Annotated in this window: 33 protein-coding genes; 14 read left to right on the forward strand and 19 right to left on the reverse strand. The window is 71.1% G+C overall.

Annotation, left to right across the window (positions count from 1 at the left end):
- The first annotated feature begins 7 nt into the window (after positions 1-7).
- The gene (gene pcp / locus ACILR4_RS05730) at positions 8-658 is read left to right on the forward strand and encodes a pyroglutamyl-peptidase I (RefSeq protein WP_395699873.1); all 651 of its coding nucleotides are present in this window, start codon (positions 8-10) and stop codon (positions 656-658) included.
- Positions 659-689: 31 nt separating this feature from the next.
- Here pcp and ACILR4_RS05735 read toward each other — a convergent pair whose 3' ends face one another.
- Both ACILR4_RS05735 and ACILR4_RS05740 read right to left on the reverse strand, forming a co-directional pair.
- On the reverse strand, positions 690-902 hold the full coding sequence (locus tag ACILR4_RS05735) for a zf-HC2 domain-containing protein (protein WP_395699874.1): 213 nt from the start codon (positions 900-902) through the stop codon (positions 690-692).
- 14 nt (positions 903-916) lie between these two features.
- The gene (locus ACILR4_RS05740) at positions 917-1471 is read right to left on the reverse strand and encodes a sigma-70 family RNA polymerase sigma factor (protein WP_395699875.1); all 555 of its coding nucleotides are present in this window, start codon (positions 1469-1471) and stop codon (positions 917-919) included.
- Between the two features lie 139 nt (positions 1472-1610).
- On the opposite strand from ACILR4_RS05740, the gene ACILR4_RS05745 reads away from it, so the two are divergent.
- From ACILR4_RS05745 to ACILR4_RS05765, 5 genes are all read left to right on the forward strand, one after another.
- Positions 1611-1886, forward strand: a complete 276-nt coding sequence (locus ACILR4_RS05745) for a DUF2282 domain-containing protein (RefSeq protein WP_395699876.1) — start codon at positions 1611-1613, stop codon at positions 1884-1886.
- 160 nt (positions 1887-2046) lie between these two features.
- Entirely contained in the window at positions 2047-2922 is an 876-nt protein-coding gene (locus ACILR4_RS05750; protein ID WP_395699877.1) for a DUF692 domain-containing protein, read from the forward strand.
- Positions 2919-3740, forward strand: coding sequence for a putative DNA-binding domain-containing protein (locus ACILR4_RS05755; protein ID WP_395699878.1), 822 nt, complete (start codon positions 2919-2921; stop codon positions 3738-3740). The genes ACILR4_RS05750 and ACILR4_RS05755 overlap by 4 nt, the downstream gene beginning before the upstream one ends.
- A complete protein-coding gene (locus tag ACILR4_RS05760) occupies positions 3737-4207 on the forward strand; it encodes a DoxX family protein (protein ID WP_395699879.1) in 471 nt (156 codons plus the stop codon). Before ACILR4_RS05755 ends, ACILR4_RS05760 begins: the two co-directional genes overlap by 4 nt.
- Positions 4208-4246: 39 nt before the next feature.
- Positions 4247-4972, forward strand: coding sequence for a DUF3047 domain-containing protein (locus ACILR4_RS05765; RefSeq protein ID WP_395699880.1), 726 nt, complete (start codon positions 4247-4249; stop codon positions 4970-4972).
- Here ACILR4_RS05765 and ACILR4_RS05770 read toward each other — a convergent pair.
- Positions 4969-5691 (reverse strand): response regulator, encoded by a 723-nt coding sequence (locus ACILR4_RS05770; RefSeq protein WP_395699881.1) that lies wholly within the window; start codon positions 5689-5691, stop codon positions 4969-4971. The two genes, ACILR4_RS05765 and ACILR4_RS05770, sit on opposite strands and share 4 nt — an antisense overlap.
- Complete coding sequence (locus ACILR4_RS05775; RefSeq protein ID WP_395699882.1) at positions 5688-7103, reverse strand: DUF4118 domain-containing protein; 1416 nt, start codon at positions 7101-7103, stop codon at positions 5688-5690. Before ACILR4_RS05775 ends, ACILR4_RS05770 begins: the two co-directional genes overlap by 4 nt.
- A gap of 166 nt (positions 7104-7269) precedes the next feature.
- Between ACILR4_RS05775 and ACILR4_RS05780 the strand changes: the two genes are divergently transcribed.
- A complete protein-coding gene (locus ACILR4_RS05780; RefSeq protein ID WP_395699883.1) occupies positions 7270-7809 on the forward strand; it encodes a TRAP transporter small permease subunit in 540 nt (179 codons plus the stop codon).
- Positions 7806-9296 (forward strand): TRAP transporter large permease subunit, encoded by a 1491-nt coding sequence (locus ACILR4_RS05785; RefSeq protein ID WP_395699884.1) that lies wholly within the window; start codon positions 7806-7808, stop codon positions 9294-9296. Before ACILR4_RS05780 ends, ACILR4_RS05785 begins: the two co-directional genes overlap by 4 nt.
- Positions 9297-9314: 18 nt before the next feature.
- On the opposite strand, the gene ACILR4_RS05790 is transcribed toward ACILR4_RS05785, so the two are convergent.
- From ACILR4_RS05790 to ACILR4_RS05800, 3 genes are read right to left on the reverse strand one after another with little or no spacing between them, the layout of a single operon-like run.
- The gene (locus ACILR4_RS05790; RefSeq protein WP_395699885.1) at positions 9315-10724 is read right to left on the reverse strand and encodes an ATP-binding protein; all 1410 of its coding nucleotides are present in this window, start codon (positions 10722-10724) and stop codon (positions 9315-9317) included.
- Positions 10721-11386, reverse strand: coding sequence for a response regulator (locus ACILR4_RS05795; protein WP_395699886.1), 666 nt, complete (start codon positions 11384-11386; stop codon positions 10721-10723). The genes ACILR4_RS05790 and ACILR4_RS05795 overlap by 4 nt, the downstream gene beginning before the upstream one ends.
- Positions 11386-11778 carry a PepSY domain-containing protein gene (locus ACILR4_RS05800; protein ID WP_395699887.1) on the reverse strand — a complete coding sequence of 131 codons (393 nt, stop codon included), beginning with the start codon at positions 11776-11778 and terminating at the stop codon, positions 11386-11388. Before ACILR4_RS05800 ends, ACILR4_RS05795 begins: the two co-directional genes overlap by 1 nt.
- Before the next feature lie 177 nt (positions 11779-11955).
- Between ACILR4_RS05800 and ACILR4_RS05805 the strand changes: the two genes are divergently transcribed.
- From ACILR4_RS05805 to ACILR4_RS05815, 3 genes are all read left to right on the forward strand, one after another.
- A complete protein-coding gene (locus tag ACILR4_RS05805) occupies positions 11956-12324 on the forward strand; it encodes a DUF1924 domain-containing protein (protein WP_395699888.1) in 369 nt (122 codons plus the stop codon).
- A gap of 30 nt (positions 12325-12354) precedes the next feature.
- A complete protein-coding gene (locus ACILR4_RS05810; protein ID WP_395699889.1) occupies positions 12355-12891 on the forward strand; it encodes a diheme cytochrome c in 537 nt (178 codons plus the stop codon).
- 106 nt (positions 12892-12997) lie between these two features.
- Complete coding sequence (locus ACILR4_RS05815) at positions 12998-13777, forward strand: cytochrome b/b6 domain-containing protein (RefSeq protein ID WP_395699890.1); 780 nt, start codon at positions 12998-13000, stop codon at positions 13775-13777.
- On the opposite strand, the gene ACILR4_RS05820 is transcribed toward ACILR4_RS05815, so the two are convergent.
- The 10 genes from ACILR4_RS05820 to ACILR4_RS05865 all read right to left on the reverse strand — a co-directional run bounded on the left by ACILR4_RS05820 (position 13669) and on the right by ACILR4_RS05865 (position 21698).
- Positions 13669-14511: an energy transducer TonB gene (locus tag ACILR4_RS05820; RefSeq protein ID WP_395699891.1), complete on the reverse strand. Its 843-nt coding sequence runs from the start codon at positions 14509-14511 to the stop codon at positions 13669-13671. The genes ACILR4_RS05815 and ACILR4_RS05820 overlap by 109 nt on opposite strands.
- 11 nt (positions 14512-14522) lie before the next feature.
- On the reverse strand, positions 14523-14945 hold the full coding sequence (locus ACILR4_RS05825; RefSeq protein WP_395699892.1) for an ExbD/TolR family protein: 423 nt from the start codon (positions 14943-14945) through the stop codon (positions 14523-14525).
- A 16-nt stretch (positions 14946-14961) separates the two neighbouring features.
- Positions 14962-15651 (reverse strand): protein TolQ, encoded by a 690-nt coding sequence (gene tolQ, locus ACILR4_RS05830; protein ID WP_395699893.1) that lies wholly within the window; start codon positions 15649-15651, stop codon positions 14962-14964.
- Complete coding sequence (gene ybgC, locus ACILR4_RS05835; RefSeq protein WP_395699894.1) at positions 15648-16070, reverse strand: tol-pal system-associated acyl-CoA thioesterase; 423 nt, start codon at positions 16068-16070, stop codon at positions 15648-15650. Before ybgC ends, tolQ begins: the two co-directional genes overlap by 4 nt.
- Before the next feature lie 42 nt (positions 16071-16112).
- The gene (locus ACILR4_RS05840; RefSeq protein WP_395699895.1) at positions 16113-17402 is read right to left on the reverse strand and encodes a serine/threonine-protein kinase; all 1290 of its coding nucleotides are present in this window, start codon (positions 17400-17402) and stop codon (positions 16113-16115) included.
- A 108-nt stretch (positions 17403-17510) separates the two neighbouring features.
- The gene (locus tag ACILR4_RS05845; RefSeq protein ID WP_395699896.1) at positions 17511-18701 is read right to left on the reverse strand and encodes a pyridoxal phosphate-dependent aminotransferase; all 1191 of its coding nucleotides are present in this window, start codon (positions 18699-18701) and stop codon (positions 17511-17513) included.
- Positions 18698-19210, reverse strand: a complete 513-nt coding sequence (gene nusB / locus ACILR4_RS05850) for a transcription antitermination factor NusB (protein WP_395699897.1) — start codon at positions 19208-19210, stop codon at positions 18698-18700. The genes ACILR4_RS05845 and nusB overlap by 4 nt, the downstream gene beginning before the upstream one ends.
- Complete coding sequence (ribH, locus tag ACILR4_RS05855) at positions 19207-19671, reverse strand: 6,7-dimethyl-8-ribityllumazine synthase (RefSeq protein ID WP_395699898.1); 465 nt, start codon at positions 19669-19671, stop codon at positions 19207-19209. Before ribH ends, nusB begins: the two co-directional genes overlap by 4 nt.
- Before the next feature lie 24 nt (positions 19672-19695).
- The gene (ribBA, locus tag ACILR4_RS05860; protein ID WP_395699899.1) at positions 19696-20793 is read right to left on the reverse strand and encodes a bifunctional 3,4-dihydroxy-2-butanone-4-phosphate synthase/GTP cyclohydrolase II; all 1098 of its coding nucleotides are present in this window, start codon (positions 20791-20793) and stop codon (positions 19696-19698) included.
- Positions 20794-20819: 26 nt separating this feature from the next.
- Positions 20820-21698: an MBL fold metallo-hydrolase gene (locus tag ACILR4_RS05865; RefSeq protein WP_395699900.1), complete on the reverse strand. Its 879-nt coding sequence runs from the start codon at positions 21696-21698 to the stop codon at positions 20820-20822.
- 89 nt (positions 21699-21787) lie between these two features.
- On the opposite strand from ACILR4_RS05865, the gene ACILR4_RS05870 reads away from it, so the two are divergent.
- On the forward strand, positions 21788-22276 hold the full coding sequence (locus tag ACILR4_RS05870) for a heavy metal-responsive transcriptional regulator (protein ID WP_395699901.1): 489 nt from the start codon (positions 21788-21790) through the stop codon (positions 22274-22276).
- Here the strand turns inward: ACILR4_RS05870 and ACILR4_RS05875 are convergent.
- The gene (locus ACILR4_RS05875) at positions 22221-22985 is read right to left on the reverse strand and encodes an arginyltransferase (RefSeq protein WP_395699902.1); all 765 of its coding nucleotides are present in this window, start codon (positions 22983-22985) and stop codon (positions 22221-22223) included. The genes ACILR4_RS05870 and ACILR4_RS05875 overlap by 56 nt on opposite strands.
- Before the next feature lie 48 nt (positions 22986-23033).
- The gene (gene aat / locus ACILR4_RS05880; RefSeq protein ID WP_395699903.1) at positions 23034-23801 is read right to left on the reverse strand and encodes a leucyl/phenylalanyl-tRNA--protein transferase; all 768 of its coding nucleotides are present in this window, start codon (positions 23799-23801) and stop codon (positions 23034-23036) included.
- 103 nt (positions 23802-23904) lie between these two features.
- On the opposite strand from aat, the gene ACILR4_RS05885 reads away from it, so the two are divergent.
- Together ACILR4_RS05885 and ACILR4_RS05890 are read left to right on the forward strand one after the other, a co-directional pair.
- Entirely contained in the window at positions 23905-24819 is a 915-nt protein-coding gene (locus tag ACILR4_RS05885; RefSeq protein ID WP_395699904.1) for an SDR family NAD(P)-dependent oxidoreductase, read from the forward strand.
- Positions 24819-25778, forward strand: coding sequence for an alpha/beta fold hydrolase (locus ACILR4_RS05890; protein WP_395699905.1), 960 nt, complete (start codon positions 24819-24821; stop codon positions 25776-25778). The genes ACILR4_RS05885 and ACILR4_RS05890 overlap by 1 nt, the downstream gene beginning before the upstream one ends.
- The last annotated feature ends 7 nt before the right edge of the window (positions 25779-25785 follow it).

Here is a 25785-nt window from a genome sequence, read left to right on the forward strand (position 1 = left end):
ACCGAGCATGAGCGCACCCATCCTGATCACCGGCTTCGAGCCCTTTGATGGCGACAGGCTCAACCCCTCGTGGGAAGTGGCCCGCGCACTGGACGGGCGCCGCGTGGCCGGCCACCGGCTGGTGGCGCTGCGCCTGCCCTGCACCTTTGCCGATGCAATGCCTGCCTTGAACGCGGCGATCGACAGCCTGCGGCCCTGCCTGGTGCTCGGCCTGGGCCTGGCGGCCAGCCGCGCCGCGGTGTCGATCGAACGCCTGGCGGTGAACCTGATCGACGCGCGCATTCCGGACAACGCCGGCGTGCAGCCGATCGACGAGCCGGTGGTGGCCGAGGGGCCGGCCGCTTACTTCACGAGTTTGCCGGTGAAGGCGCTGCATGCCGCCCTGCACGAGGCGGGGCTGCCGGTGGAGGTGTCGCACTCGGCCGGCACCTTCGTCTGCAACCAGGTCTTCTACACGCTGATGCATCGCCTGCGCGCCTGGCCCGGCCTGAGCGGTGGCTTCATCCACCTGCCGCCGCTGCCCGAGCAGGCCGCCCGCTACCCGGGCTGCCGCCCGCTGGCGCTGGACGAGCAGGTGCGGGCCATCCTGCTGGCGGTGACGGTGGCCCTCACGCGCCCGGCCGAGCACCACCAGCACAGCACCGGCCGGATCGATTGAGGGGTCGCGCGGCGCGGCAGGCGCCGGCCGCTCAGGCCGCCGGCGTGTCGTCGCCTTCGTCGCGGTACTGGCGCCAGCGCTTGACGGCCTCGTGCATCAGCGCGGCCTGGTTGCGGAAGCGGGTGCAGTTGGTGCAGGCCAGCCAGTGGAACTGCAGCGAGGCCTTTTCCAGCAGCGTGAGCTCGCGATCTTCCGACTCCAGCACCAGGCGAGTCACCTCCTTGCAGGAGCGGCGGACTTTCATGCCATCGTCAATCATCACGCGCGACCATCGAACCAACGCTGTTGCAGGCATTCCCGCAACCGCAGTCGGGCACGGTGCAGCAGCACCCACAGGTTTGTCGAGCTGATCTGCAGTTCCTTACAGATCTCGACAGATTCGAGCTCCAGCCACTCGCGCATCATGAACACGCGGCCCTGCATCGCGGGCAGCTGCTCGATGCAGATGTCCATCACCTGCAGGAACTGGTGCTGGCCGCAGCTGGCCTCGGGGTCGCCCCAGTCGGCCTGCTTGTCGCGCCAGTGGCCGGTCTCGTCGAAGAAGGCCTCGTCGAAATCGTCGCCGTCCTCGGTGGTCAGCACGGTGGCTTCACGGGTGTGGCGGCGCAGCTGGTCCACCACCTTGTGCTTGAGCACACCCACCAGCCAGGTCTTCAGCTGTGACTGGCCGGCAAAGGACTGCGGCTTCTCCAGCGCGGCCAGCAGGGTTTCCGAGACGGCGTCCTCGGCCCAGGCGTCGTTGCGCAACTGGCTGCGGGCAAAGCGCAGGAGCTGAGGGCGTAACTGCTCGACCTGGTCGACGAATGGGGTCACGCTGGGTTGCTGGGGATTGAATCGACGCGCAGTGTAAGGAATTCTGCGGGGCGGCCGACAGACGCCTGTCGCCAGCATGGATCCAATTGCCAAGGCGATCCGTATATTCACCCCATACCCAACCGTCAACGGAGTTTCCATGAACCAACGCCTCATCATCTCGTCCGCCCTCGCTTCGGTGCTGGCCCTGGGCCTCGCCGGCCAGGCTGCCGCGCAGGGCAAGGAAAAGGAAAAGTGCTTCGGCATCGTCAAGGCCGGCCAGAACGACTGCGCCAACCTCTCGGGCTCGCATTCCTGCGCCGGCCAGTCCAAGGTCGACATGGGTGCCGACGAATGGAAGTACGTCGCCAAGGGCACCTGCGCCAGCATGAAGGGCATGACCGAAGCCGACGCCAAGGCCAAGATGAAAAAGTGAGCCCCCGGCCGCCTGGCGGCCGCCCCCCGAGGGGGCCGCGTGACCCGACCGGGCAACCCGGATCGGGCCACGCCCTTCGACTGAGGCCGCCCCTGGTCGCCTTTGGCGACCTGTCCCAGGGGGACTTCGGCGCTTCGCTCACCGTTTCTTGCAGGCTTCCATGAGCGCTCCCATCGTTGGCATTGGCTGGCGCCAGCCGCATTACGCCGAGCTGCTCGAGCGGCGGCCGGCGCTGGCCTTCATCGAGGTGCACTCGGAGAACTTCTTCGCCGAGGGCGGGGCGGCCCTGGCGGTGCTGGCCGAGGGCCGCGCCGCCTACCCGGTCAGCCTGCATGGCGTGGGCCTGTCGCTGGGCTCGGCCTGCGGGCTGGATGCCTGGCACCTGGAGCAGCTGGCGCGGCTGGTCGAGCGCGTCGAGCCGGTGCGCGTCAGCGACCATGCCAGCTTCGCGCGGGCGCCGCTGCGGCCGGGCCAGCCGGTGCTGCATGGCAACGACCTGCTGCCGGTGGCCTTCACGCCGGGCTCGCTGGCCATCATGGCGGCCAACGTGCAGCGGGTGCAGGACCGGCTGCGGCGGCCGCTGCTGGTCGAGAACCTCTCGGCCTACCTCGGCTGGGCCGACGACAGCCTGGCCGAGGCCGATTTCTTCAACCAGCTGGCAGGCCGCACGGGCTGCGGCCTGCTGCTGGACGTGAACAACCTGGTCGTCAATGCACTGAACGCCGGCCAGCCGCCGGTCGAGGCGGCCTGTGCCTTCATCGAGGCGATCGATCCCGCCATCGTCGGCGAGATCCACCTGGCCGGCTATGCCGAGCTGGGCGACATCGTGATCGACGACCATGGCTCGCGCGTGCATCCGCCGGTGTGGCAGGCCTATGCCCATGCGCTGCGGCGCCTGGGGTCGGTGCCCACGCTGATCGAATGGGACACCGCACTGCCGGCGCTGGACGTGCTGCTGGATGAAGCGGCGCGCGCGCAGCGCTGCATCGAGCGGGCGATCGACGTGCAACCGGTGGCAGAGCCGGTACCCGCATGAGCTGCGACGCCGCCTGCGAGCGCGAGGCCCAGCGCCAGCAACTGCTGCTGCGCACGCTGTGGCGCGAGGCACCCGATGCCACGCTGGCCGGCTGGCTGCGCGACGCGGCGCCGCGCCAGGCGCGCGGGCTCTCGGCCTACCGCGCGAACGGCGAGGCGCTGGCCGCCCGTGCGCTGGCCGCGGCCTACCCCACCGTGGCCGAACTGATCGGCGAAGAGGCGTTTGCCGCCGTGGCTGCGCGGCACTGGCGCGAACGGCCGCCCACTTGCGGTGATATGGCGCTGTACGGCGCTGGCTTGGCCGAGGCCCTGGCGGCCGATGCGCAACTGGCCAGCGAACCCTACCTGGCCGATTGCGCGCGGCTGGACTGGGCCGTGCACCGGGCCGAGACCGCGGCCGACGCGCATGCCCCGCCCGAAGGCCTGCAGCGGCTGGTCACGGACGACCCGGCCGAGCTCGCGCTGGTGCTGCGGCCCGGGCTGGTGCTGCTGGCCTCGCGCTGGCCGATCGTGACGATCTGGCAGGCCCATCGCAGCCACGCGGAAGACCGCTTCGCGCCCGTGCGCGAGGCCTTCGCGCAGCAGCGCGGCGAGCAGGCCCTGGTGTGGCGCGAAGGCTGGCGCCCGCGCGTCAGCGCCCTGGCCGATGCCGAAGCCCGCTTCACGCAGGCGCTGCTCGGTGCGCAGCCGCTCGCCGTGGCGCTGGACGCCGCGGGCGAGGGCCTCGACTTCGAGGCCTGGCTGATGCAGGCCCTGCAGCACGGCTGGCTGGCCGCGGTGCTGCCGTGCCCACCGCACGCGGCGGCCGCGGAACGATGAGCCCGCCGCCGCTGCGCGCACTGGCCGCGCCCGCCGCGCGCATCATCGGCTGGCTGGAAGCGCTGCAGCCGCTGGCGCTGCTGCTGGCGCGCGGCTACGTGGCCCAGGTGTTCTTCCTGTCGGGCCTGACCAAGCTGCGCGACTGGGACATCACGCTCGCGCTGTTCATGGAGGAGTACCACGTGCCGCTGCTGCCGCCCGAACTGGCCGCCGCGCTGGGCACGGCCGGCGAGCTGGCGTTGCCGGTGTTGCTGGTGCTGGGCCTGGGCACGCGCTTCGCGGCGCTCGGGCTGCTGTGCGTCAATGCCGTCGCGGCGATCAGCCTGCCCGACATCACCGACGCCGCGCGGCAGCAGCACGTCTTCTGGGGCAGCCTGCTGGTGGCGCTGCTGCTGTGGGGGCCGGGCCGCTGGTCGCTGGACCATGCGTGGGTTCGCCGCTGGTGGGCGTTGCCGGAGCCGCGCTGAATCAAGGCACGGCCGGCGCGCTGCGGTGAAAATGGGCCGGTGAATTTCAAGCTCCTGCTCGCGCCCTGCGCGCTGCTGCTGCTGGGCGCAAGCCCCGCGCCCACGCTGACCCTGGCGCCGCTGGCCGCCGTGGCGGGCGACACCCCGCCCGCGCCCTGGCATGTGGCCGGCCTGCCGCAGCAGACCAAGCCCTTCACGCGCTTCAGCGTGGTCTCGCTCGACGGCCAGCGGGTGCTGAAGGTCGAGGCCGATTCGTCCTACGGCAATCTGGTGCATCCGCTGCACGAAGACACCGGCGCACCGCACCGCCTGAGCTGGCGCTGGCGCGTCGACGAGCCCAATCCGCAGTCCGACCTCACGCGCCGCGCCGGCGACGACAGCCCGGTCAAGGTGTGTGCGCTGTACGACCTGCCGCTGCAACTGGTGCCCTTCGTCGAACGCCAGGTGCTGCGGGTGGCGCGCATGCGCTCGGGCGAGGTGCTGCCCGCGGCCAGTGTCTGCTACGTGTGGGACGCGCACCTGGCCGCCGGCGCGGTGCTGGACAACGCCTTCACACGCCGCATCCGCTTCATCGTGCTGCAGGGCCCCAACGCGCCGCTGCACCAGTGGCAGCACGAGCAGCGCAACATCGACGCCGACTTCCTGCGCCTGTTCGGCGACGAGACGCACACGGTGCCGCCGCTGCTGGGCATCGCGGTGGGGGCCGACGCGGACAACACGCGCACGCACAGCGTGGCGCACGTGGCCGATGTGATGCTCGACTAGGACGGCGCGCCGCCCACTTCCTCGTCGGTCATCAGCCGGTAGCCGATGCCGGTGTCGTTGAGCAGGTAGCGCGGGCGCGCCGGGTCCTGCTCGAGCTTTTGCCGCAGCTGGCGCACGTAGATGCGCAGGTAGTGGCGCTGCTCGGCATGGCTGGGGCCCCAGACCTCGGCCAGCAGCCTGTCCGCGGTGACGACGCGGCCCGCATGGCGCGCCAGGACCTCGAGAAGCCGCCACTGCGTGGCGGTGAGCTTGAGCTCCTCGGCGCCGCGCTGGACGCGCTTGGTGCCGAGGTCGATGCTCACAGCCCCACAGCGCAGCAGCGTGCTGGCCAGTCGCGCAGGCCGCGCGGCGTGCCGCAGCGCCACGCGTACCCGCGCATGCAACTCGGCCACGCCGAAGGGCTTGGTGACGTAGTCGTCCGCGCCGGCGTCCAATGCCTGCACCTTCTGCGTTTCATCGGTGCGGGCCGACAGCACCAGCACAGGCCGGCTGGTCCATTTGCGCAGTGCATGGATCAGCTGCAGGCCGTCGCCATCGGGCAGGCCCAGGTCGACGATGAAGAGGTCCAGCCGCCGATTCCCGGCCAGTGTCAGGCCTTCGCGCAGCGAGCGTGCGGTGTGCACGCGATGTCCTTCGGCTTCCAGCGTGGTCCGCAGCATCTGGCGGATCGCCTCGTCGTCCTCGACGACCAGCGTCTGCACCGGCGCGCCCTGGCTCACGCGGTGAGCTCCTCGGTCGGCGCGCCGGCGGGTTGCGGCAGCGTCAGCCGCACCGCGAAGCCCGGGCTCGTGCGCGCCTCGACCTGGCCGCCATGCACGCGGGCCACCGCACCGCAGATGGCCAGGCCCAGCCCGGTGCCGCTGCCGGCGCCACCGCCGGCGCCATGGTGGAATTTCTGGAAGGCCTGCTGCTCGCTGCCCGGCGCGAGGCCGGGTCCGTCGTCGCGCACCTCGATCCACCACTGCCCGGCCTCGCAGCCCGCGGCCACCTCCACCCGCGTGCCGGGCGGCGTGTGGCGGGCCGCGTTGTCGAGCAGGTTCACCAGTGCCCGCTGCAGCAGATGCGCATCGCCCCAGCCGAACAGCTCATCTGGCAGGGCGCTGCGCACAGCGTGCCCCGACAGACGCGCCTCCACGGCACCCAGGGCCGCGGCCACCAGCTCATCGACCGGGCACCATTCGGGGCGTGGCCGCAGCGCGCCGCCCTCGAGCCGCGTGAGTTCGAGCAGGTCGCTCATCTGCTCGTGCAGCCGCACCGATTCCTGCAGCACCGCCTGCAGCAGGGCCTGGCGCGCCGCCGGTCCGAGCCGGTCTTGCTGCTCCAGCAGGCTGGTGGTGGCGCCGACGATGGTGGTCAGCGGCGTGCGGAAGTCGTGCGATATCGCCGACAGCAAGGTGTTGCGCAGGCGCTCGCTCTCGGCGCGCAGCGCGGCCTCGGCGCTGCGCGACTCGAACAGGTTGCGCTCCAGCGCGAGCGAGGCCTGGTTGGCGAAGGCTTCGAGCATCTCGCGCTGCTCGCTGGCCGGCGCCGGTCCGTCGCCAGCGATGCGGAACACGCCGAAGCCGATGCCGTTGGCCGCCAGCGCGATCGCCGTGCCCGGCGGCGGCGTGGCGGCGGCCATCAGGCGCAGCTCGTCGTCCCAGCTGATCGTCGAGGCCAGGCCCAGTGTGTCGGCAACCTGCTGCTGCAGCGCGGCCTGCACGGCCTCGCGCGTCTTCGCGAACGTGAGCCGCTCGGTCAGCCGCTGCAGCGCCTGCGCGCGGCGCGCGCGCGTCTCGGCCAGCGTCGTCTGCTGGCGCGCGCGCTCGGCCAGCCGACCGATCAGCATGCCCACGGCCAGCATCACCGCGAAGGTGAAGTAGTGCTGAGGATCGGTGGGCTTGAGCGACCAGCGCGGCGCGACGAAGATCCAGTCGAACACCAGGATGCTCGCCAACACCGTGAGGATCGAGGCCGCCTCGCCGCGACGGTAGGCTGCGAAGGCCACGCCGGCGGTGTAGACCAGCACCAGGTTCGCGCTTTCGAGGTAGGGCTCGAACAGCGCGCACACGCCGGTCGACAGGGCCACCACGGCCAGCACCAGCAGCAGGTCCGCCGGTGCGGGCAGGCGTCGCAGGACCGGAGCGTTCATCTTGTCGGCGGCATCGGGGAGCCGTCATTCTTCCATGGCGGCCGGCGTCAAGCGCGCCGTAAAAAGCGCGTAAAAACCGCGCGCCGTTCAGCCGCGTTTCAGCGCGCGGCTCCTAGAGTGCGCGGCCATCGGCGCCGCTGCGCGCCGCCACCGCCACGGAAGACGCATGGAGACAATGCTCGCCCTCGCCCGAAGGGTGGACTGGGTCACGGACCGGTTCGCCATCCTCGCCAAATACACCGTGTTCTTGGCCTGCGCCATCAGCGCCGGCAACGCCATCGTGCGCTATGCCTTCAACACCAGCTCCAATGGCTGGCTGGAGGTGCAGTGGTACCTGTTCGCGGCCTGCGTGATGCTCGGCGCGCCGCAGGTGCTGCGCGTCAACGAGCATGTGCGAGTGGACGTGCTGTATGGTCGTTATGGCGGTCGCACCAAGGTGCTGATCGACCTGGCCGGCCTGGTGGTCTTCCTGCTGCCGGTGATGGTCACGATGGTGTACTTCTCGTGGCCGATCTTCGCCCGCATGTACCTCACCGGCGAGATGTCCAACAACGCCGGCGGACTCATCCGCTGGCCGGCGATGGGGATGCTGCCGCTGGGCTTCGCGCTGATGCTGCTGCAGGGTGTGTCCGAGGTGATCAAGCGCGCCGCCTGGCTGGCACACAAGTACGACATGGACACCCACTACGAGAGGCCGCTGCAATGAGCATGGACGTCTTTCCGCCACTCATGTTCGCCGGCCTGGTGCTGGTGATGCTGATCGGCTTTCCGGTGGCCTTCTCGCTGGCCGCGCTGGGCCTGGGCTGCGGCCTGTTCGCGGTGTCGCAGGGCTGGTTCCCGGCCAGCTTCCTGGCCAACCTGCCGCTGAACGTGTTCAGCATCCTGTCCAACGACCTGCTGCTGGCGATTCCGTTCTTCACGATGATGGGCGCACTGCTCGAGAAGTGCGGCCTGGCCGAAGACATGCTCGACTCGATGGGCCAGCTCTTCGGCCCGGTGCGCGGCGGGCTGGGCTATTCGGTGATCATCGTCGGCTTCATCCTCGGCGCCATCACCGGTACCGTGGCGGGCCAGGTGATCGCGATGGCGATGATTTCGCTGCCCGTGATGCAGCGCTACGGCTACAACATGCGCTACGCCACCGGCGTGCTGGCGGCCTCGGGCACCATCACGCAGCTGGTGCCGCCTTCGCTGATCCTGGTGGTGCTGGCCGACCAGCTCGGCAAGAGCGTGGGCGACATGTACAAGGGCGCCTGGGGCCCCTCGGTGCTGCAGGTGCTGATCTTCATCATCTACACCTTCATCGTGTCGCGCGTGCGGCCGCATCACGTGCCCGGCGTGCCGAAGGAGGCGCGCACGCTGCAGGGCTGGGCGCTGTGGGCCAAGTGCCTGCGCGGCATCATCCCTTCGGCGGTGCTGATCTTCGCGGTGCTCGGCAGCATGGGCGGGTTGCCCGGCATCGACACCGCGGTGTGCACGCCCACCGAGGCCGGCGCGATGGGCGCGGTGGGGGCCTTCGTGCTGGCGGCGATGCACCGGCGCCTGACCTGGCCGCTGGTGCAGGAGGCGATGCTGGGCACCATGCGCATCACCGCGATGGTGGTGTTCATCCTGATCGGCTCGCGCATGTTCTCGCTGGTGTTCCAGGGCGTGGACGGCGCGAAGTGGATCGAACACCTGCTGTCCAACCTGCCGGGCGGCCAGGTCGGCTTCCTGCTCGTGGTCAATGTGTTCATCTTCTTCCTCGCGTTCTTCCTCGACTTCTTCGAGATCGCGTTCATCATCCTGCCGCTGCTGGGCCCGGTGGCCGACAAGCTGGGCATCAACCTGATCTGGTTCGGCGTGCTGCTGTGCGTGAACATGCAGACCAGCTTCATGCACCCGCCCTTCGGCTTCGCGCTGTTCTACCTGCGCGGCATCGCCGACACGCTGTTCAAGAACGGCGCGCTGCCCAAGCGGGTGGAATCGAGCGACATCTACCTCGGCTCGATCCCCTGGGTCATCATGCAGCTGATCCTGGTGATCGTGGTGATCTTCTGGCCGGCCTCGGTGACCGCGCTGCTCGACAAGGAGGTGGCGGTGGACATGAACAAGGCCACCGAGATGATCCAGAGCATGCCGGACCAGCGCAACGAACAGCGCGACGACAACGAGGCGCTGCGCCGTGCGCTGGAGGAAGACAAGAAGAAGTAGCGTCTGAACTGAGCGGCCTCAGCCCCGCGACGGCGCCGCCGTCACCTGCAGCTCTGCGCGCAGCCCGCCGCCGGGACTGTCGCCCAGCGTCAGCTGTCCGCCGTACAGGCCGGCCAGTTCGTGCACGATGGCCAGGCCCAGGCCGCTGCCGGGCACGCTTTCGTCCAGCCGCGCGCCGCGGGTCAGGGCCTGCAGGCGGCGCTCGGCGGCGATGCCCGGGCCGTCGTCGTCGATGCGTATCCGCAGCACGGGTGCGCCGGCCGCCGCGAGGCGTGCAGCCTCGACCGACACCCGCTGCCGCGCCCACTTGCCGGCGTTGTCCAGCAGGTTGCCGACCATCTCGTGCAGGTCCTCGCCTTCGCCGGCAAAGGCCAGCGCCGGGTCGATGGGCACCACCTGCCACTGCAGTCCGCGTTCGGCATGCACGCGGGACATCACACGCACCAGCCCGTCGACCACCGGCGCCAGCGGCGTGCGCAGGCCCGGCTGCGCGTGCGCTGCCGCGGCGCGGGCGCGCGCCAGGTGCCAGTCGATCTGCCGCCGGGCGCGCGCCACCTGGTCCTGCACCTGGGCCGGCAGCTCGGCCAGCGCGTCCGGGCGCCGGGCGGCGCCGTCGGCGGCCTGCAGCAATGCGGCCAGCGGCGTCTTCAGCGCATGGGCCAGGTTGCCGGCCGCGGTGCGCGCGCGTTCCACGGTGCCGGCCTGGCTGTCGAGCACGCTGTTGAAGTCGTCCACCAGCGGCTGCACTTCGGACGGAAAGCGGCCGATCAGGCGTGGCGCGCGGCCCTGGCGCAGCGCGGCCAGCGCCTGCTGGAGCGTGCGCAGCGGTGCCAGGCCCAGCAAGACCTGCGCCGCGGCGGCGGCCAGCAGCAGCACCAGCAGCAGCGCCAGCGCGGCGAATAGCACGCGATGGAAGCGGCCGGCGGCGGCCTCGGTCTCGCGCAGATCGGCCGCCACCATCACGCGCCAGCCGGCACTGCCCTCGACGCGGATCTGCCGCTCCACCAGCCGCAGCCGGCTGCCGCCCGGCCCGGGCACCGCATGCACGTGCAGCTCGCCGTCGGCCAGCGCGTCGGCCGGCGCCAGCAGCTCGGCGTCCCACAGCGAGCGCGAGCGTAGCACTGCGCGCCGCCAGCCGCCGTTGCGCCGTTCGTCGACCTGCCAGTACAGCCCCGAGTACGGCTGCAGCCAGCGCGGGTCGCTCAGCCGCGCCGGGTCGAGCGTCGGCTCGCCGCCGCTGCCGGGCTCGACGCGGGCGAGCACCTGGTCGAGCTGCGCGCTCAGCAGCGTGGTGAACTGGCGCTGCACCTGCTCGTCGAAGACGCGGGCCAGCAGCCAGCCGGCCAGCAGCATCGTCAGCGCGGCGCCCGACAGCGTGGCCCAGAGCAGGCGCCAGCGCAGCGACCGGGGACCGGGCGGCAGCTTCACGCCGGGGTGGCCGCCAGCCGGTAGCCCAGGCCGCGCACGGTCTCGATGGTGTCCGGCGGCAGCTTGCGCCGCAGCCGGGCGATGAACACCTCGATGGTGTTGGAGTCGCGGTCGAAGTCCTGCGCGTAGAGGTGTTCGGTGAGCTCGGTGCGCGACACCACGCGGCCGGGCCGGTGCATCAGGTAGGCCAGCAGCCGGTACTCCAGCGAGGTCAGCGTCACCGGCCGGCCGTCCATGGTGACGCGGCTGCTGCGCGTGTCCAGCGTCAGCGCGCCGCATTGCAGCAGCGGGGAGGCCGCGCCCTGCGCGCGGCGGATCAGCGCGCGCAGGCGGGCCAGCAGTTCCTCGGTGTGGAAGGGCTTGGTCAGGTAATCGTCGGCACCGGCATCGATGGCGGTGACCTTCTCGTGCCAGCGGTCGCGCGCGGTGAGGATCAGCACCGGCATCGTGCGGCCGGCGGCGCGCCAGCGCTGCAGCACGGTCAGCCCGTCCAGCATCGGCAGGCCCAGGTCCAGCACCACCGCATCGAAGGGCTCGGTCTCGCCCAGGTGCTGCGCATCCTGGCCGTTATCCGCAACGTCCACCGCGTAGCCGGCATCCTGCAGGGCCGCCTGCAGCGATGTGCGCAGCGTCGGCTCGTCCTCGACCAGCAGCAGGCGCATCAGCGACCTTCGCGCGGGGCTTGCGATGCGGCGGCATCGGCCGGCCCGGGCCGGCGGCGCTGGCGCAGCAGTTCGCCGCTGCGGGCATCGAGCTCGAGCTTGACGATGCGGCCGCCGGGCTCGAGCAGCTTGAGCTCGTAGATCCAGCGGCCGTCGTCACGCTCGAGCTCGATCTCCAGCACGCGCCCCGGGTGGCTGCGCTGCAGTTTCTCCAGCAGCGCCGGCAGCGGCAGCACCTCGCCGGCCTGCAGCGCGGCGCGCGCCTGCTCGTGGTCGGCGTGGCGCCCCGCCCAGGCAGCGGCGCTGGCCAGCAGCAGGCCTGCCAGCAGCAGGCGGGGCAGCGGCAGTCTGCAACGTGGCCAGGCGCGGGGCGGCGCGGGCAGGGGGCTCATCGGGCAGATGATCGGTGTCACGGGATGAACGGCAGATGAACGGCGGCTTCAGGCTGGCTTCAAGCGCGGTTGCGAAGAATCGCCGGCATGAAAGCTTCACTCATCCTGAAACGGCCGCGTCTGATCTTTCGCAGCCCGTGCGCATCTCGCGCGTTGGTCCTGGCCGGGGCGCTCGGCATGGCCCTCGTGGCCAGCGGGCCCGCCCGGGCGGCCGACACCAGCCCGGCGCAGCAGCTGGCCCGCTTCGAGGCCGCGGCCGGCGCGCCGGGCGTGCCTGAGCGGGGCCGCCAGTTCTTTGCCGACAAGCACGGCGGTCGCTGGGCCTGCGCTTCCTGCCATGGCGAACGGCCGCTCGTCCCTGGCCAGCATGCCAGCACCGGCAAGGCCATCGAGCCCTTGGCGCCTGCCGCCAATGCGCAGGCCTTCACCAGCACGGCCAAGGTCGACAAGTGGTTCCGTCGCAACTGCGGCGACGTGCTGCAGCGCGAATGCAGCGCCGCCGAGAAGGCGGACGTGCTGGCCTACCTGCTGAGCCTCAAGCCCTGAGCCTGACACCCCGCGCCCTGGAGCCCGATGATGATCCCGATCCTCCACCCGCCGCTGACCCGCGGCCGCCATGGCCTCTGCGCCGTGCTGGCGCTGCTGCTGGTCAGTGGCCTCGCGCCGGCCCAGGCCGGCGACCATGTGCAGAGTCCGTCGACACCGGCGCCGCCGGCCTATGCCGCCGAATGCGGTGCCTGCCACCTGGCCTACCCGCCGGGGCTGCTGCCCGCGGCTTCCTGGCAGGGCCTGATGGCGGGCCTGCCGCGCCACTTCGGCAGCGACGCGTCGCTGGACGAAGCCACCACCCGGCAGCTGGCCGACTGGCTGCAGGCCAATGCCGCCACCGCCCGGCGCCTGCGCGAGCCGCCGCCGCAGCAGCGCATCACCCAGGCCGCCTGGTTCCAGCGCAAGCACCGCGAGGTCGAACCCGCCGTCTGGCGTGACCCTTCGGTGCGCAGCGCGGCCAACTGCGCGGCCTGCCATCCGGGCGCCGCCCGCGGCCGCTTCAGCGAGCACGAGCTGCGCTGGCCGGCCGCGCTGGATGCGCGTTATCGACGCGACGCGGACTGATCCACGAACCGAGCCCACGATCATGAACAACGCCACTCCTTCGTCCACCCAGACCCTCCCTGCCGGGGGGGCCCTGCCAAGCCGCGCCGCGCAACTTGGCCGGCGCGTGACGGACCTGCCCACCCGTGCGCTGCACTGGCTGCTGGCGGCCAGCTTCACCGGCGCGTGGATCACCGCCGAGTCCGAGCCCTGGCGGCTGCTGCACGTGACCCTGGGCTACACGATGGCGGGCCTGCTGGTCTTCCGCATCGTCTACGGCCTGGTCGGTCCCCAGGGCCTGCGCTGGTCCGGCCTGTGGCGGCGCCTGGCCGCCGCGCCGGCCTGGGTCCGCGGCCTGCTGCCAGGCGGCGCGGCACCGAACTGGCGCCAGGGCCAGAACCTGGCGATGGTGGTCGCCACGACGCTGCTGCTGCTGACCATCGCGCCACTGGTGCTGAGCGGCTATGCGGTGTACGACGACTGGGGTGGCGAGTGGCTGGAGGAACTGCACGAGTTCTTCGGCAACCTGATGCTGGCCGGCGTGCTGCTGCACCTGGGCCTGTTGCTGGGGCTGAGCCTGCTGCGCCGCCAGAACCAGGCCTTGCCGATGCTGACCGGCCGCCTGCCCGGCCCGGGGCCGGATGTGGTGCGCCGCCCGCGCGGCTGGCTGGCCGCGTTGCTGCTGGGCGCGGTGCTGGCCTTCTGGGCCTGGCAGTGGCAGCAGGCGCCCGCTGCCGCGGGGCCGCTGGACGCCCGCCCGGGGCGCCATGAGCGCCATGAGCGGGAGGAGCGCGAGGATCACTCCTTGCGCTTGAACACCAGCGTCATCGTGGCCGGCACGCGGCCGTCGACGTCCTTGGGCAGCACCTCGGCCTTGTCGATCGCGCGCAGCACGGCCTCCTCGTAGAGCGCATGGCCGGTCGAGCGCACGATGCGCCGGCCGGTGATCCTGCCGTCGGGCGCGCACTTGACCTCGACGGTGGTCTCGGCGCTGTCGGGCACGTCGCCCGTCAGCACGATGTTGGGCTTGATGCGGGCCAGGATGCGGCCGGCATAACTCGCGGAAGGCGCGGCATCGCGCAGGGACTGGCCAGTGGACGTGGCCGGCCCCGAGGCCCCGGCCAGGCCGCGGATGCGGGCCAGGTTCTCCTCGCGCTGCTTGGCCAGTCGCTCTTCCTCGGCCTTCTGCTTGGCCGCCAGGTCCTTCTTGCGCTTCTCCTCCTTCAGCTTCTCTTCCTTGAGCCGCTCTTCCTTCAGCTTCTCTTCCTTGAGCTTCTCCTGCTGCTCCATCTCGAGCTTCTTCTTCTTTTCGGCCTTCTCCAGCGCGATCTGCGCGTCGCGCTGTTGCTGCTGCTGGCGTTCCACGTTCGGGTCGGGGCGGGGCGGCTCCACCACGCGTGGCTTGGGGTGCGGCGGGGGCGCGACCGGCGCCGGTGCGGCCACCTCGGGCACCGCACTCCAGAGCTCGGCGCTCATCACCACCTCGCTGGGCTTGGTGCGCCAGGCCACCCCGACGGCCAGGGCGCCGACCAGCAGCGCATGGGCGATCAGCGCCAGCAGCGCACCGATGCCCATCCCGCCCGGGCGGGGCGGCTGCCACTGCGCCTGGGAGGGGCTGGGGTCGAGCGCCAGCGTCGACATCGTCTGCCGCGCTAGCCGCCCTGGCGCACGGCCAGGCCGACGCGCTGCACGCCGTTGCGCTGCAAGGTGTCCATCGCCTTCACGACCTGCTCGTACTTCACCGCCTTGTCGGCCGAGATCACCACCGGCACCTGTGCGTTGCCGTCCTGCAGCTGCTTGACGCGCGCGGCCAGCTGGTTGAAGTTCACCGGCTGCGGATCGCCCCCGTTGACGCGCAGCTTGAAGCGTTCATCGGTGCCGACGACGATCTCGATCACCTTCTCCGGCTTCTGCGCCGCCTTGCCCACGCTGGGCAGCTCGACCATTCCGGTGGTGATGAGCGGCGCACTGACCATGAAGATGATCAGCAGCACCAGCATCACGTCGATGAAGGGCACCATGTTGATCTCGCCCATCGCGCGGCGGCGGCGACCCCGGGATACGACAGCGGCCATCGGCTTGCTCCGCTGCTCAGTGGTGCTGCACCGTGACCGGTGCGCCGACGTTGCGCTGCAGGATGTTAGAGAACTCCTCGATGAAGGTCTCGAGCTGCACCGCGATGCGGTCGATGTCGCGCGCGAAGCGGTTGTAGGCCACCACCGCCGGAATGGCGGCGAACAGGCCGATCGCGGTGGCCACCAGCGCTTCGGCGATGCCGGGGGCCACGGTGGCCAGCGTCACCTGCTGCATGTTCGACAGGCCGACGAACGCATGCATGATCCCCCACACGGTACCGAACAGCCCGACGTAGGGGCTGACCGAGGCCACCGAGGCGAGGAAGCCGACGTTGCCCTCGATCATGTCGAGCTCGCGCTGCAGGCTGGCGCGCATCGCGCGGCGGGCGCCGTCGAGCTGCGACTGGGCTTCGAGCCGGCGCTCGCGCAGCTTCATGAACTCGCGCATGCCGCTGGCGAACAGCCGCTCCATCGCCGCGGTGCGCGGCTTGGTGCCGGCGGCGTTGTACAGCTCGGTCAGGTTCTTGCCGGACCAGAACTCGCGCTCGAAGTCGTCGTTGTGGCGGCGCACGCCGCGCAGGCCGAAGATCTTCGCGAAGATCACGGTCCAGCTCGACAGCGAGGTGAGCATCAGCCCGGCAATCACCAGCTGCACCACCAGGCTGGCATGCAGCACGAGGTTGACGATCGACAGATCCTGGTTCATGCGAACAAGCCCGAAATGACGTTGGGGATGCGGCGCGGCCGAAAGTTCACCGCGTCGACGCAGCCGATGCGGATCTCGCCTTCGCACAGCAGCGTGTCGGCGCGCCAGGCCTGCTGCGAGAGGCGCATCGAAGCGGGGCGCCAGTCATCCACCGCCACGGTGACGCTCAGTTCGTCGTCCAGCCGCGCCGGCTGGCGAAAGCGCAGCGCCGTGTCGGTGACGATGAAGATCGCGCCGGTCTCTTCGCGCAGCGCCTGCTGCTGTACGCCCAGCGAGCGCAGCCATTCGGTGCGTGCGCGCTCGAAGAATTTCAGGTAGTTCGCATAGAACACCACGCCACCGGCGTCGGTGTCTTCCCAGTACACCCGCAGGGCGTGGCGGAACGGCTGTTCGGCAGTGGGCAGGGCGGGTGCGGACATCGGCCGGGCGATGATACGCGAGCGCCTGCGGCGCCTGCGTCCTCAACCGGGCAAGGACGGCGCTGTCGCCTCGAGGTGCTGGCCGGTCCGCTTGGCGGCGGGCTCGGCCCCCGGCCACAGCCACCAGGCACTGACGGCCAGCAACAGCAGCGCCAGTGAGGCGACCATGCCGACACGTCGCTTGCGCCGCGCGCTGCGGTCGCGCTCGCGCCGTGCCGCGGTGGCGGCGGCCACCGCCGGGCTGCGCCGGTGCGTGCCGGTGACGGCCGAGGGCACCGTGCTGGGCGGGTCGTCGGCCACCGCCGGGGCCGGCACGTGGGCGGCCTGCGCGGCCTGCGCCGCGGACGTGGCCTGCCAGCGGCGGATGGCCTGCGACAGCTCGCGTGCGGTCTGGAAGCGCTCGGCCGGATCGCGCGCCATCGCGCGGATCGCGATCTGCGACAGCTCGGCCGGCAGCCCCGGCACCAGCGCATGCGGCGGCACGGCGTTGCCTTCCAGCACCGCGTCGGTGATGCCGGTCAGCGAGGTGCCACTGAAGGCCTTGCGGCCGGTGAGCAACTCGTACATCACGACGCCCAGCGCGTAGACGTCGCTGCGCTCGTCGACGGGGCCGCCGCGCAACTGCTCGGGCGCCAGGTAGTGCGGCGAACCGGTGATCAGCCCTTCCAGCGCCGGCAGGCCCGGCCGGTGGGCGATGCGCGCGATGCCGAAATCCAGCACCTTGGGCTTGCGGTGGTCGACCATGAAGATGTTGGCCGGCTTGATGTCGCAGTGGATCACGCCCATGCCATGCGCATAGGTCAGCGCATCGGCGACGCGGCGCACCAGCTTGGCCACGCGCTGCGCATCGGGGCGCCAGCCTTCGGCCAGCATCTCGCGCAGGTCGCGGCCCGGCAGCTGTTCCATCGCGATGTAGACGCCGCGCTCGGACAGGCCGGCATCGAACACCGTGACGATGTGCGGATGGTTGAGGCCCGCGACCGCGCGCGCCTCGTTCAGGATCATCGCGTTGAGCAGCTCGCGGTCGGTGTTGGCGTTCGAGAGCTGCACCGTCTTGATCGCCAGGTTGCGCGACAGGATCGGGTCCCAGGCCGTGTACACGCGGCCGAGCCCGCCTTCGCCGAGGCGGCGCTTCAGCGCGTAGCGTCCGACATGGCCGATGGTCGGCTCGGCCTGGTTCGGTTCGGGGAAGAGGTCCAGCGGGACCGGCGCGCTTTCGTCGCTGAAGGCCGGCCACTCTTCTGCCGGCACGTCGGCCGGGTGCGGCTCGAACTGCGTCGGCGCAAAGCCCTGCTGCGGATCGCCGGATTTGGACGGAGGGGGGGTGCTCACAGCTGCGCAGCTTAGGGGCGCTGCACCGTTTTCGTGATTCGAAATGCGTGGGGGAATGCCGATCGTTTACGGCTTGTCACGGCTTTGCCGCTGCCCGTCGGGCAAATGTCACGCGCGGCGATGCAACTCGCGGCGCAGGCGCTGCAGCGCTTCCTCCAGCTGGTCCATGCTGCTGGCGAAGGACAGGCGCAGCCAGCGCGCCGGATCATGGCGGCCGAAATCGCGGCCGGGTGTCAGCGCGACATGCGCGCTGTGCATCAGCTCGAACGCGAAGTCCCAGCTGTTGGGGCTGAAGCGGCTGCAGTCGGCGTAGGCGTAGAAGGCGCCGTCGGGCATCACCGGCACCGTGAGGCCGAGTTCGTTGAGCGCCGGCACCACCATGTCGCGGCGGCGGCGGAACTCGGCGCGGCGGCGCTCGTACTCGGCGATCGACGCGGGCTCGAAGCAGGCCAGCGCCGCATGCTGCGCGATGGTGGAGGCGCAGATGAACAGGTTCTGCGCCAGCCGCTCGACCGGCGCCACCAGCGCTTCGGGCAGCACCAGCCAGCCCAGGCGCCAGCCGGTCATGTTGAAGTACTTCGAGAAGCTGTTGACCGAGACGATGTGCTCGCCGAGACCCAGCGCGCTGTGGCCGAAGGTGTCGTCGTAGCTCAGTCCCAGGTAGATCTCGTCGATCACCGTCACGCCGTCATGGCCGCGCACCACCGCGTCGATGCGGCGCATCTCGTCCGGGTGGATCGAGGTGCCCGTGGGATTCGACGGCGATGCCAGCAGCACGCCGCGCGTGGCCGGGCTCCAGGCGCGGGCCACGGCCTCGGCATCGAGCTGGAAGCGGTGCTCGGCCGTCGCCGGCAGCAGGCGCGCCACCGCCTCGGCGGCCGCGACGAAATGCCGGTTGCAGGGGTAGCTGGGGTCGGGCATCAGCACTTCGTCGCCGGCCTCGAACAGCGCCAGGCAGGCCAGCTGCAGCGCGGCCGACGCGCCGGCGGTGACGACGATGCGCCGCGCCGGAATGTCCAGCCCGAAGCGATCGGCGTACCACTGCGACAGCCGCTCGCGCAGCGCCGGCAGGCCGGTGGCTGACGTGTATTGTGAGCGGCCGTCGCGGATGGCGCGCTCGGCCGCTTCCTGCACCAGCGGCGGCGCGGTGAAGTCCGGCTCGCCGATGTTCAGGAAGATCATGCGCTCGCCGCCCTGGCGCGGGTCGCAGGCCGGGCTGGCGGCGATCTCGACCGCCGCCTTGGCGCACTCCATCACATAGAACGGCTCGATGTGGTCGAGCCTCCTGGCCAGCTTCATGAGGCTCTCTTGGCCGCCACTTCGACCGGTCGCAGGTCGCCGGCGGTCTTGTCGAGCACGCCGTTGACGTACTTGTGGCCGTCGGTACCGCCAAAGCTCTTGGCCAGTTCCACCGCTTCGTTGATCGCCACCTTGTACGGGATGTCGAGGCAGTGCTTCAGCTCGTAGGCGCCGATCAGCAGCACCGCGTGTTCCACCGGCGACAGCTCGGTGGTCTTGCGATCGACATGGCGGCCGAGCACCGCATCGAGGTCGGCGGCCTCGGCGATGCAGCCGTGCAGCAGCGCGTCGTAGTGCACGCGGTCGGCCTTGTCGAAGTCTTCCTGCTCGCGCATGTGGGCATCGATCACGCCGGCGTCCGCGCCGCCGATCAGCCATTCGTACAGGCCTTGCAACGCAATCTCGCGCGAGCGGCGGCGCGCCGATTTCGGTCGCGGGCCGCCCTTGGCCGCGGGCTTGCCGCCGGGCTTGGGGCCGGCGGGCTTGGCAGGTTTCGCGGCGTCGTTCACGTCAGTTCGTCCAGCAGGTTGGCCATCTCGACCGCGACACGCGCGGCGTCGCGGCCCTTGTCGACCGAGCGGGCCTCGGCCTGCGCCAGCGTGTCGACCGTGAGGATCGCATTGGCGATCGGCAACTGGTGGTCGAGCGCGACACGGCTGACGCCGGCACCGCTTTCGTTGGCCACCAGCTCGAAGTGGTAGGTCTCGCCGCGGATGATGCAGCCCAGCGCGATCAGCGCGTCGTAGTCGTCGCTCTCGGCCATGGCCTTCAGCACCACCGGGATCTCCAGCGCGCCGGGCACCGTGACGTGCGTGATGTGCTTGTCGGACACGCCCAGCGCGGCCAGTTCGGCCAGGCAGGACTCGGCCAGCTTGTCGGTGATGTCGGCGTTGAACCGGGCCTGCACGATGCCGATGGCCAGGCCTTCGCCATCGAGGTTGCCGGCCGACCCTTGGTTGGCGTGTTGCATGGGGTGTCTTTCGGAAGGGAAGGGTCAGCGGCTGGCCGCGACGAAGCCGGTCACCTCGAGGCCGTAGCCCACCATGCTCGGCATGCGGCGCGGGCTGCCGAGCAGCTTCATGCGGGTGACGCCATGGTCGCGCAGGATCTGCGCGCCCACGCCGTAGGTGCGCAGGTCCATCTGCGTGTTGCGGGCGGCGGGGTCGGCGCGGCCGCCCTGCAGCTGCGGCAGCAGGGTGTTCACGTCATGGCTGCAGTTCAGCAGGATGGCCAGGCCGCGCGGCGACTGCTGGATCGCGGCCAGCGCATCGGGCAGCGGCCAGCTGTGGCCGCCGGCGCCGACGTCGAGCAGGTCCAGCGCCGTGAAGGGCTCGTGCACGCGCACGGTCACCTCGTCGCCCGCGGACCAGTCGCCCTGGCGCAGCGCCAGGTGCAGGTTGCCGGAGCGGTCGCGGTAGGCGGTGCAACGGAAGCGGCCCTGCGGCGTGCTGAGCTCGCGTTCGCCGACGCGCTCGATCAGCGTCTCGTTGTGGCTGCGGAACGCGATCAGGTCGGCGATGGTGCCGATCTTCAGGCCATGCTCGCGCGCGAACACCTGCAGGTCCGGCAGCCGCGCCATCGTGCCGTCGTCGTTCATGATCTCGCAGATCACCGCGGCCGGGGTCAGCCCGGCCATGTGCGCGAGGTCGCAACCCGCCTCGGTATGGCCGGCGCGCATCAGCACGCCGCCTTCCTGCGCCTGCAGCGGGAAGATGTGGCCGGGCTGCACCAGGTCGCTGGCCTTGGCGTCGCGGGCCACCGCGGCCTGCACGGTGCGCGCGCGGTCGGCGGCAGAGATGCCGGTGGTGACACCGCTGGCCGCCTCGATCGACACGGTGAACGCGGTGCCGTGCACGGTGCCGTTGCGTGCGGCCATCGGCGGCAGCTGCAGGCGTTCGCAGCGTTCGCGGGTGAGGGTCAGGCAGATCAGGCCACGGCCGTACTTGGCCATGAAGTTGATGGCTTCGGGGGTCACATGGTCCGCGGCGAGCACGAGATCGCCTTCGTTCTCGCGGTCTTCCTCGTCGACCAGGATCACCATGCGGCCGGCGGCCAGTTCGGCCACCAGCTCGGGAACAGGGGATATCGGCATCCCGGGATTGTAAGGAGGGCTTTCTCCTACCTCACCCACTGGGGAAACAGGCCCAGCCGGTCCTGCACGCCGCCATCGTGCGCCGGCACCACCACCAGCGCCGGGTCGCGCGCCATCGCGGCGCGGATCTTCTCGATGGCCGCCAGCGTCGGCGCCGGGTCATGGTCCACCAGCCAGCGGCCGGCCCAGAACTTGGGCCGCCCCTCGGCCAGCGCGCCGGCGTTCCACACCACGTCGCCGACGAAGAAGAAGCGCCGGCCCGTGCTGGTGCGCAGGAACAGCCCCACCGAGCCGGGCGTGTGGCCGAACATCGGCACCAGCACCGCGCTGCCGTCGCGGTAGAGGTCGAGGCTGCGCTCGAAGCCTTCGAAGGCCACCGGCTCGAAGGCGATGGCCTGCCAGCGCACCGGCTTGCCGACCACCTGCGAGGGCCAGGCGCTGCCGACCTTCGATGCCGGATGCCGCACGAAGTCCAGCTCTTCGCCGGCCAGCCAGACCTCGGCGCCGGGAAAGTCCTCCAGCCCGCTGGCATGGTCCCAGTGGGCATGGCTGAGCACGATGCGCCGGATCGGGCCGATGCCGGCGGCCTGCAACTGCTCGGCCGCCGGATGCACCGGGTCTTCGTAGCGGAAGAACGGCCGGTTCCAGCGCGGCATGTCCTGCGCGTACTGCTGCGCGACCTGGCGGCCCAGGCCGGCGTCGAACAGGAAGCGGTCGTCGCCATGCTCGACGAGGAAGGCCGAGAAGTGCGAGGCCACGTCTTCGGAGAAGCTGCCGCCGGAGAACACCAGCCCCTGCTTCACGCGCAACGAGGCGGTCTTGACGATCGCGAAACGCACTTCGGCCTGGGCCGCGGCCCACAGCGGCAAGAAGGCGAGCACAAGGGCAACGAGCCAGCGGCGCATCGGGTGTTTCCTGGTGGAGTAGCGAAGGCGCGCAGTCTCAAGCCTTGAGTAGACTCCAAGGTCAAGCGTTTCCTGCGGCGAGCCCCACGATGAACATCGGCACCCTGGCCCAGCTGACCGGCACCACGCCCGACACGCTGCGCTACTACGAGCGCGAAGGCTTGCTGGCGCCACCGGCGCGCGGCGCCAACGGCTACCGCCGCTACGGCGACACGCATGCGGCGCGCGTGCGCTTCGTGCGCAGCGCGCAGGCGCTGGGCTTCTCGCTGGCCGAGATCCGCTGGATCCTGCCGCGGCTGGAAGCGGGCCGGGTCGATCGGCGCGAGATCGAGCAGCACCTGCAGGCCAAGATCGCCGAGATCGATGCCCACATGCGCCAGCTGCGGGCGCTCAAGCGCGAGCTGCTGGCGACTTTTGCGTCGCTGGGGTGTGCGCCGGCGGTGGCGGTGCCGATCGAGAACGCGACGGCGAAGCCCTCGGCCGCTGCGCGTGCCACGGCGGCAGCGCGCCGCGGCGGTTTCGTCAGCCCGGCGTCGGCGCCTGCGCCGCGTCGGGGTACTGCCAGCGCCCGTCGATGAGCAGCTGGTGCGGCCGGAATTCGGCCTTGTAGCCCATCTTGTCGCTCTCGCTGATCCAGTAGCCGAGGTAGACATGCGGCAGCTTCAGCTGCCGGGTCTGCTCGATCTGCCACAGGATGCTGTAGGTGCCGAGGCTGCCCTTGTAGTCAGGGTCGTAGAAGGTGTAGACGGCCGAGATGCCGTCGTTGAGCACGTCGACGATCGCCACCATGCGCAGGGTGCCGGCGGCCTCGTGCCCTTGCGCCGGCTCGCGGAACTCGACCAGCCGCGAGTTGACGCGGCTTTGCAGCAGGAACTGCGTGTACTGGTCGACGCTGTCGTGGTCCATGCCGCCGCCGGAATGGCGGCCGGACTGGTAGCGCAGGTAGAGCTGGTAGTGCTCGGGCACGAAGCACAGGCGCAGCACGCGGGCCTTCAGGTGCGCATGGCGCTTCCAGGCGCGGCGCTGACTGCGCGTGGGTTCGAAGGCGGCCACCGGCAGGCGCAACGGCACGCAGGCGCGGCAGTTGTCGCAGAACGGCCGGTAGGTGAACATGCCGCTGCGCCGGAAGCCGTTGGCCACCAGGCCGGAATAGGCGTCGGCATGGATCAGGTGGCTGGGCGTGGCGACCTGCGAGCGTGCCAGCCGGTCCGGCAGGTAGCTGCAGGGGTAGGGGGCCGTTGCATAGAACTGCAACGACGACAGCGGTAGCTCCTTCGGATGCGTCACGCCAGCACAGGGGTCCCGGGAAGTGAAGGCGCCAGGGCTGATCGGGCCCTAGGCCGGGGCTGCGGGGTCGGGCTCGAAGCCGAGCTGGCCCCACAGCCCGCGATGATAGGTCCAAGCCGCTGGCGCCGCAGCCGGCAGCGCGCGCGCCAGGTGGGCTTCGAAGGCGCGCCGTGAAATCTCCCGCGCGCCGAACGAGGCCAGGTGTTGCGTGTACTGCTGGCAATCGATCAGCGTGATGCCGTGCGCACGACAGAACGCGACCAGCGCGGCCAGCGCGATCTTCGAGGCGTCGGTGCGCCGGGTGAACATCGATTCGCCGTAGAACATGCGACCGATGCCCACGCCGTAGAGCCCACCGGCCAGCTCGCCGTCGATCCAGGTCTCGAAGCTGTGCGCGCGGCCGGCGCGGTGCCAGGCCACGTAGGCCTCGATCAGCTCGGGCACGATCCAGGTGCCATGCTGTCCTTCGCGCGGCGCGCTGGCGCAGGCCTCCATCACGCGGCGGAAGGCGCTGTCGATGCGGATCTCGCAGCCCGACGTGCGCAGGAAGCGGCGGATGGTCTTGCGCAGCGAAGGCGCGAGCTTGAATTCGGCCACCGGCAGCACCATGCGCGGATCGGGGCTCCACCACAGCGTGGGCTGGCCCGGGCTGTACCAGGGGAACACGCCGGCGTGGTAGGCCTCCTCCAGCCGCCGGGGCGTGACGCTGCCGCCCGCGGCCAGCAGCCCGGGCGCGTCACTGTGCGGACCCAGCGCGCGGTGCGTGGGCGGCAGCGGCGTGGTGTCGTCGATCCACAGCAGGGTCTGGCTGGACATGCGGCATTGTGGAGCGGCGCGCCGGGTCAAGCGGGTGACAGCCCCGGCGCGCCCGGCGCGGTATAAGCGTCGCCTTGTCACAGCAACGCAAGGCGAGCACGAGATGAGTCTGCAATTCACCGATCGGGTGGCCATCGTCACCGGCGCCGGCAACGGCCTGGGCCGCTGCCATGCGCTGGCGCTGGCCGCGCGCGGCGCGAAGGTGCTGGTCAACGACCTGGGCGGTGCCCGCGACGGGTCCGGCGGCTCGGTCAGCGCGGCGCAGGCGGTGGTCGACGAGATCCGCGCCGCCGGCGGCCAGGCGATTGCCAATGGCGCCTCGGTCACCGACTTCGACGCGGTGCAGGCCATGGTGCAGCAGGCCATGGACGCCTGGGGCCGGGTCGACATCCTCGTCAACAACGCCGGCATCCTGCGCGACAAGAGCTTCGGCAAGATGACGCTCGAGGACTTCCGCCTCGTCGTCGACGTGCACCTGATGGGCGCGGTGCACTGCAGCAAGGCCGTCTGGCCGATCATGACCGAGCGCAAGTACGGTCGCATCGTGATGACGACCTCGAGCTCGGGCCTGTACGGCAACTTCGGCCAGGCCAACTACGGTGCCGCGAAGATGGCGCTGGTGGGCCTGATGCAGACGCTGGCCATCGAAGGCGCGAAGCACGACATCCGCGTCAACTGCCTGGCGCCCACCGCCGCCACGCGCATGACCGAGGACCTGATGCCGCCGGCGGTGCTGGCCGCGCTGAAGCCCGAAGCCGTGGTGCCGGCCATGCTGGTGCTGGCCAGCGAGGGCGCGCCGACCCGCGCCATTGCCTGCGCCGGCGCCGGCACCTACGAGGCCGCGCACATCACGCTGACGCAGGGCCTGCACCTGGGCCTGACCGAGGACACGCCGGAGCGGCTGGCCGCGGCCTGGGCCCAGGTGAGCGACCGCGCGGGCGAGACAGTGCCGGCCAGTGGCGCGGCCCAGGGCACGAACGAGGTCGGCCAGGCGATGGCAGCGGCCGGCCGCGGCTGATGGCGGGCGAACCCACCGAAGAGCCGCAGGACGACTCGGGCGACGAGCCCGAGCGCCCCGAGCCGCCGCCGCTGGCGCACCTGTACGGCGAGCCGCCCCCGGCGCCCGCGTGGTTCGAGGCCGCGCTGGCCGATGCCCCCGAACGCCGGCGCATCGACGTGCAAGGCGCCGGCATCGAGCTGCTCACCTGGGGCCGCCGCGGCGACCCCGGCCTGCTGCTGCTGCACGGCAATGCCGCGCATGCCGACTGGTATGCCTTCATCGCGCCGCTGGTGGCGCAGGCCGGCTACCGCGTGGCGGCGATGTCGCTGTCCGGCATGGGCGGCTCCGACTGGCGCGAGCGCTATGGCATCGCGCAATGGTCCGACGAGGCCGAGGCCGCGGCCGAGGCCGCCGGCCTGTTCGAGGGCCCGGTCGCGCCCTGGCTGGCCGCGCATTCCTTCGGCGGCTTCGTCGCGATGACGGCGGCCGCGCGCTGGGGCCGCCGCCTGCGCGGCACGATGGTCATCGACGCGCCGCTGCGCATGCCGGCACAGCAGGCCGAGCGCCAGCGCCAGCGGCGCCGGCCGCAGCCTTCACGCGTGTACCTGTCGCCCGAAGAGGCGCTGATGCGCTTTCGCTTCCTGCCGCCGCAGCGCTGCGAGCACCTGTTCGTGGTCGATCACATTGCGCGTCATTCGCTGAAGGCGGTGGACGGTGGCTGGACCTGGCGCTTCGATCCCTTCCTGTTCGAGGGCTTCACGTTCGGCACGCCGCAGCGCGACCTCGGCCAGGCGCAATGCCCCATCGTGCTGGTGCGCGGCGCCCGCTCGCGCCTGGTGACCCCGGCGCTGATGGACTACGCGCTGAGCCAGGCGCCGCCCGGCACCACCACCGCCGAGGTGCCCGACGCCGACCACCACGTGATGGTCGACCAGCCGCAGGCGTTTGCCGAGCTGCTGAAGCAGGCGCTGCGCTGACCCCCGG

It is taken from the genome of Aquabacterium sp. (assembly GCF_044226965.1).
In the GTDB taxonomy this organism is placed as follows: Bacteria; Pseudomonadota; Gammaproteobacteria; order Burkholderiales; family Burkholderiaceae_C; genus Pseudaquabacterium.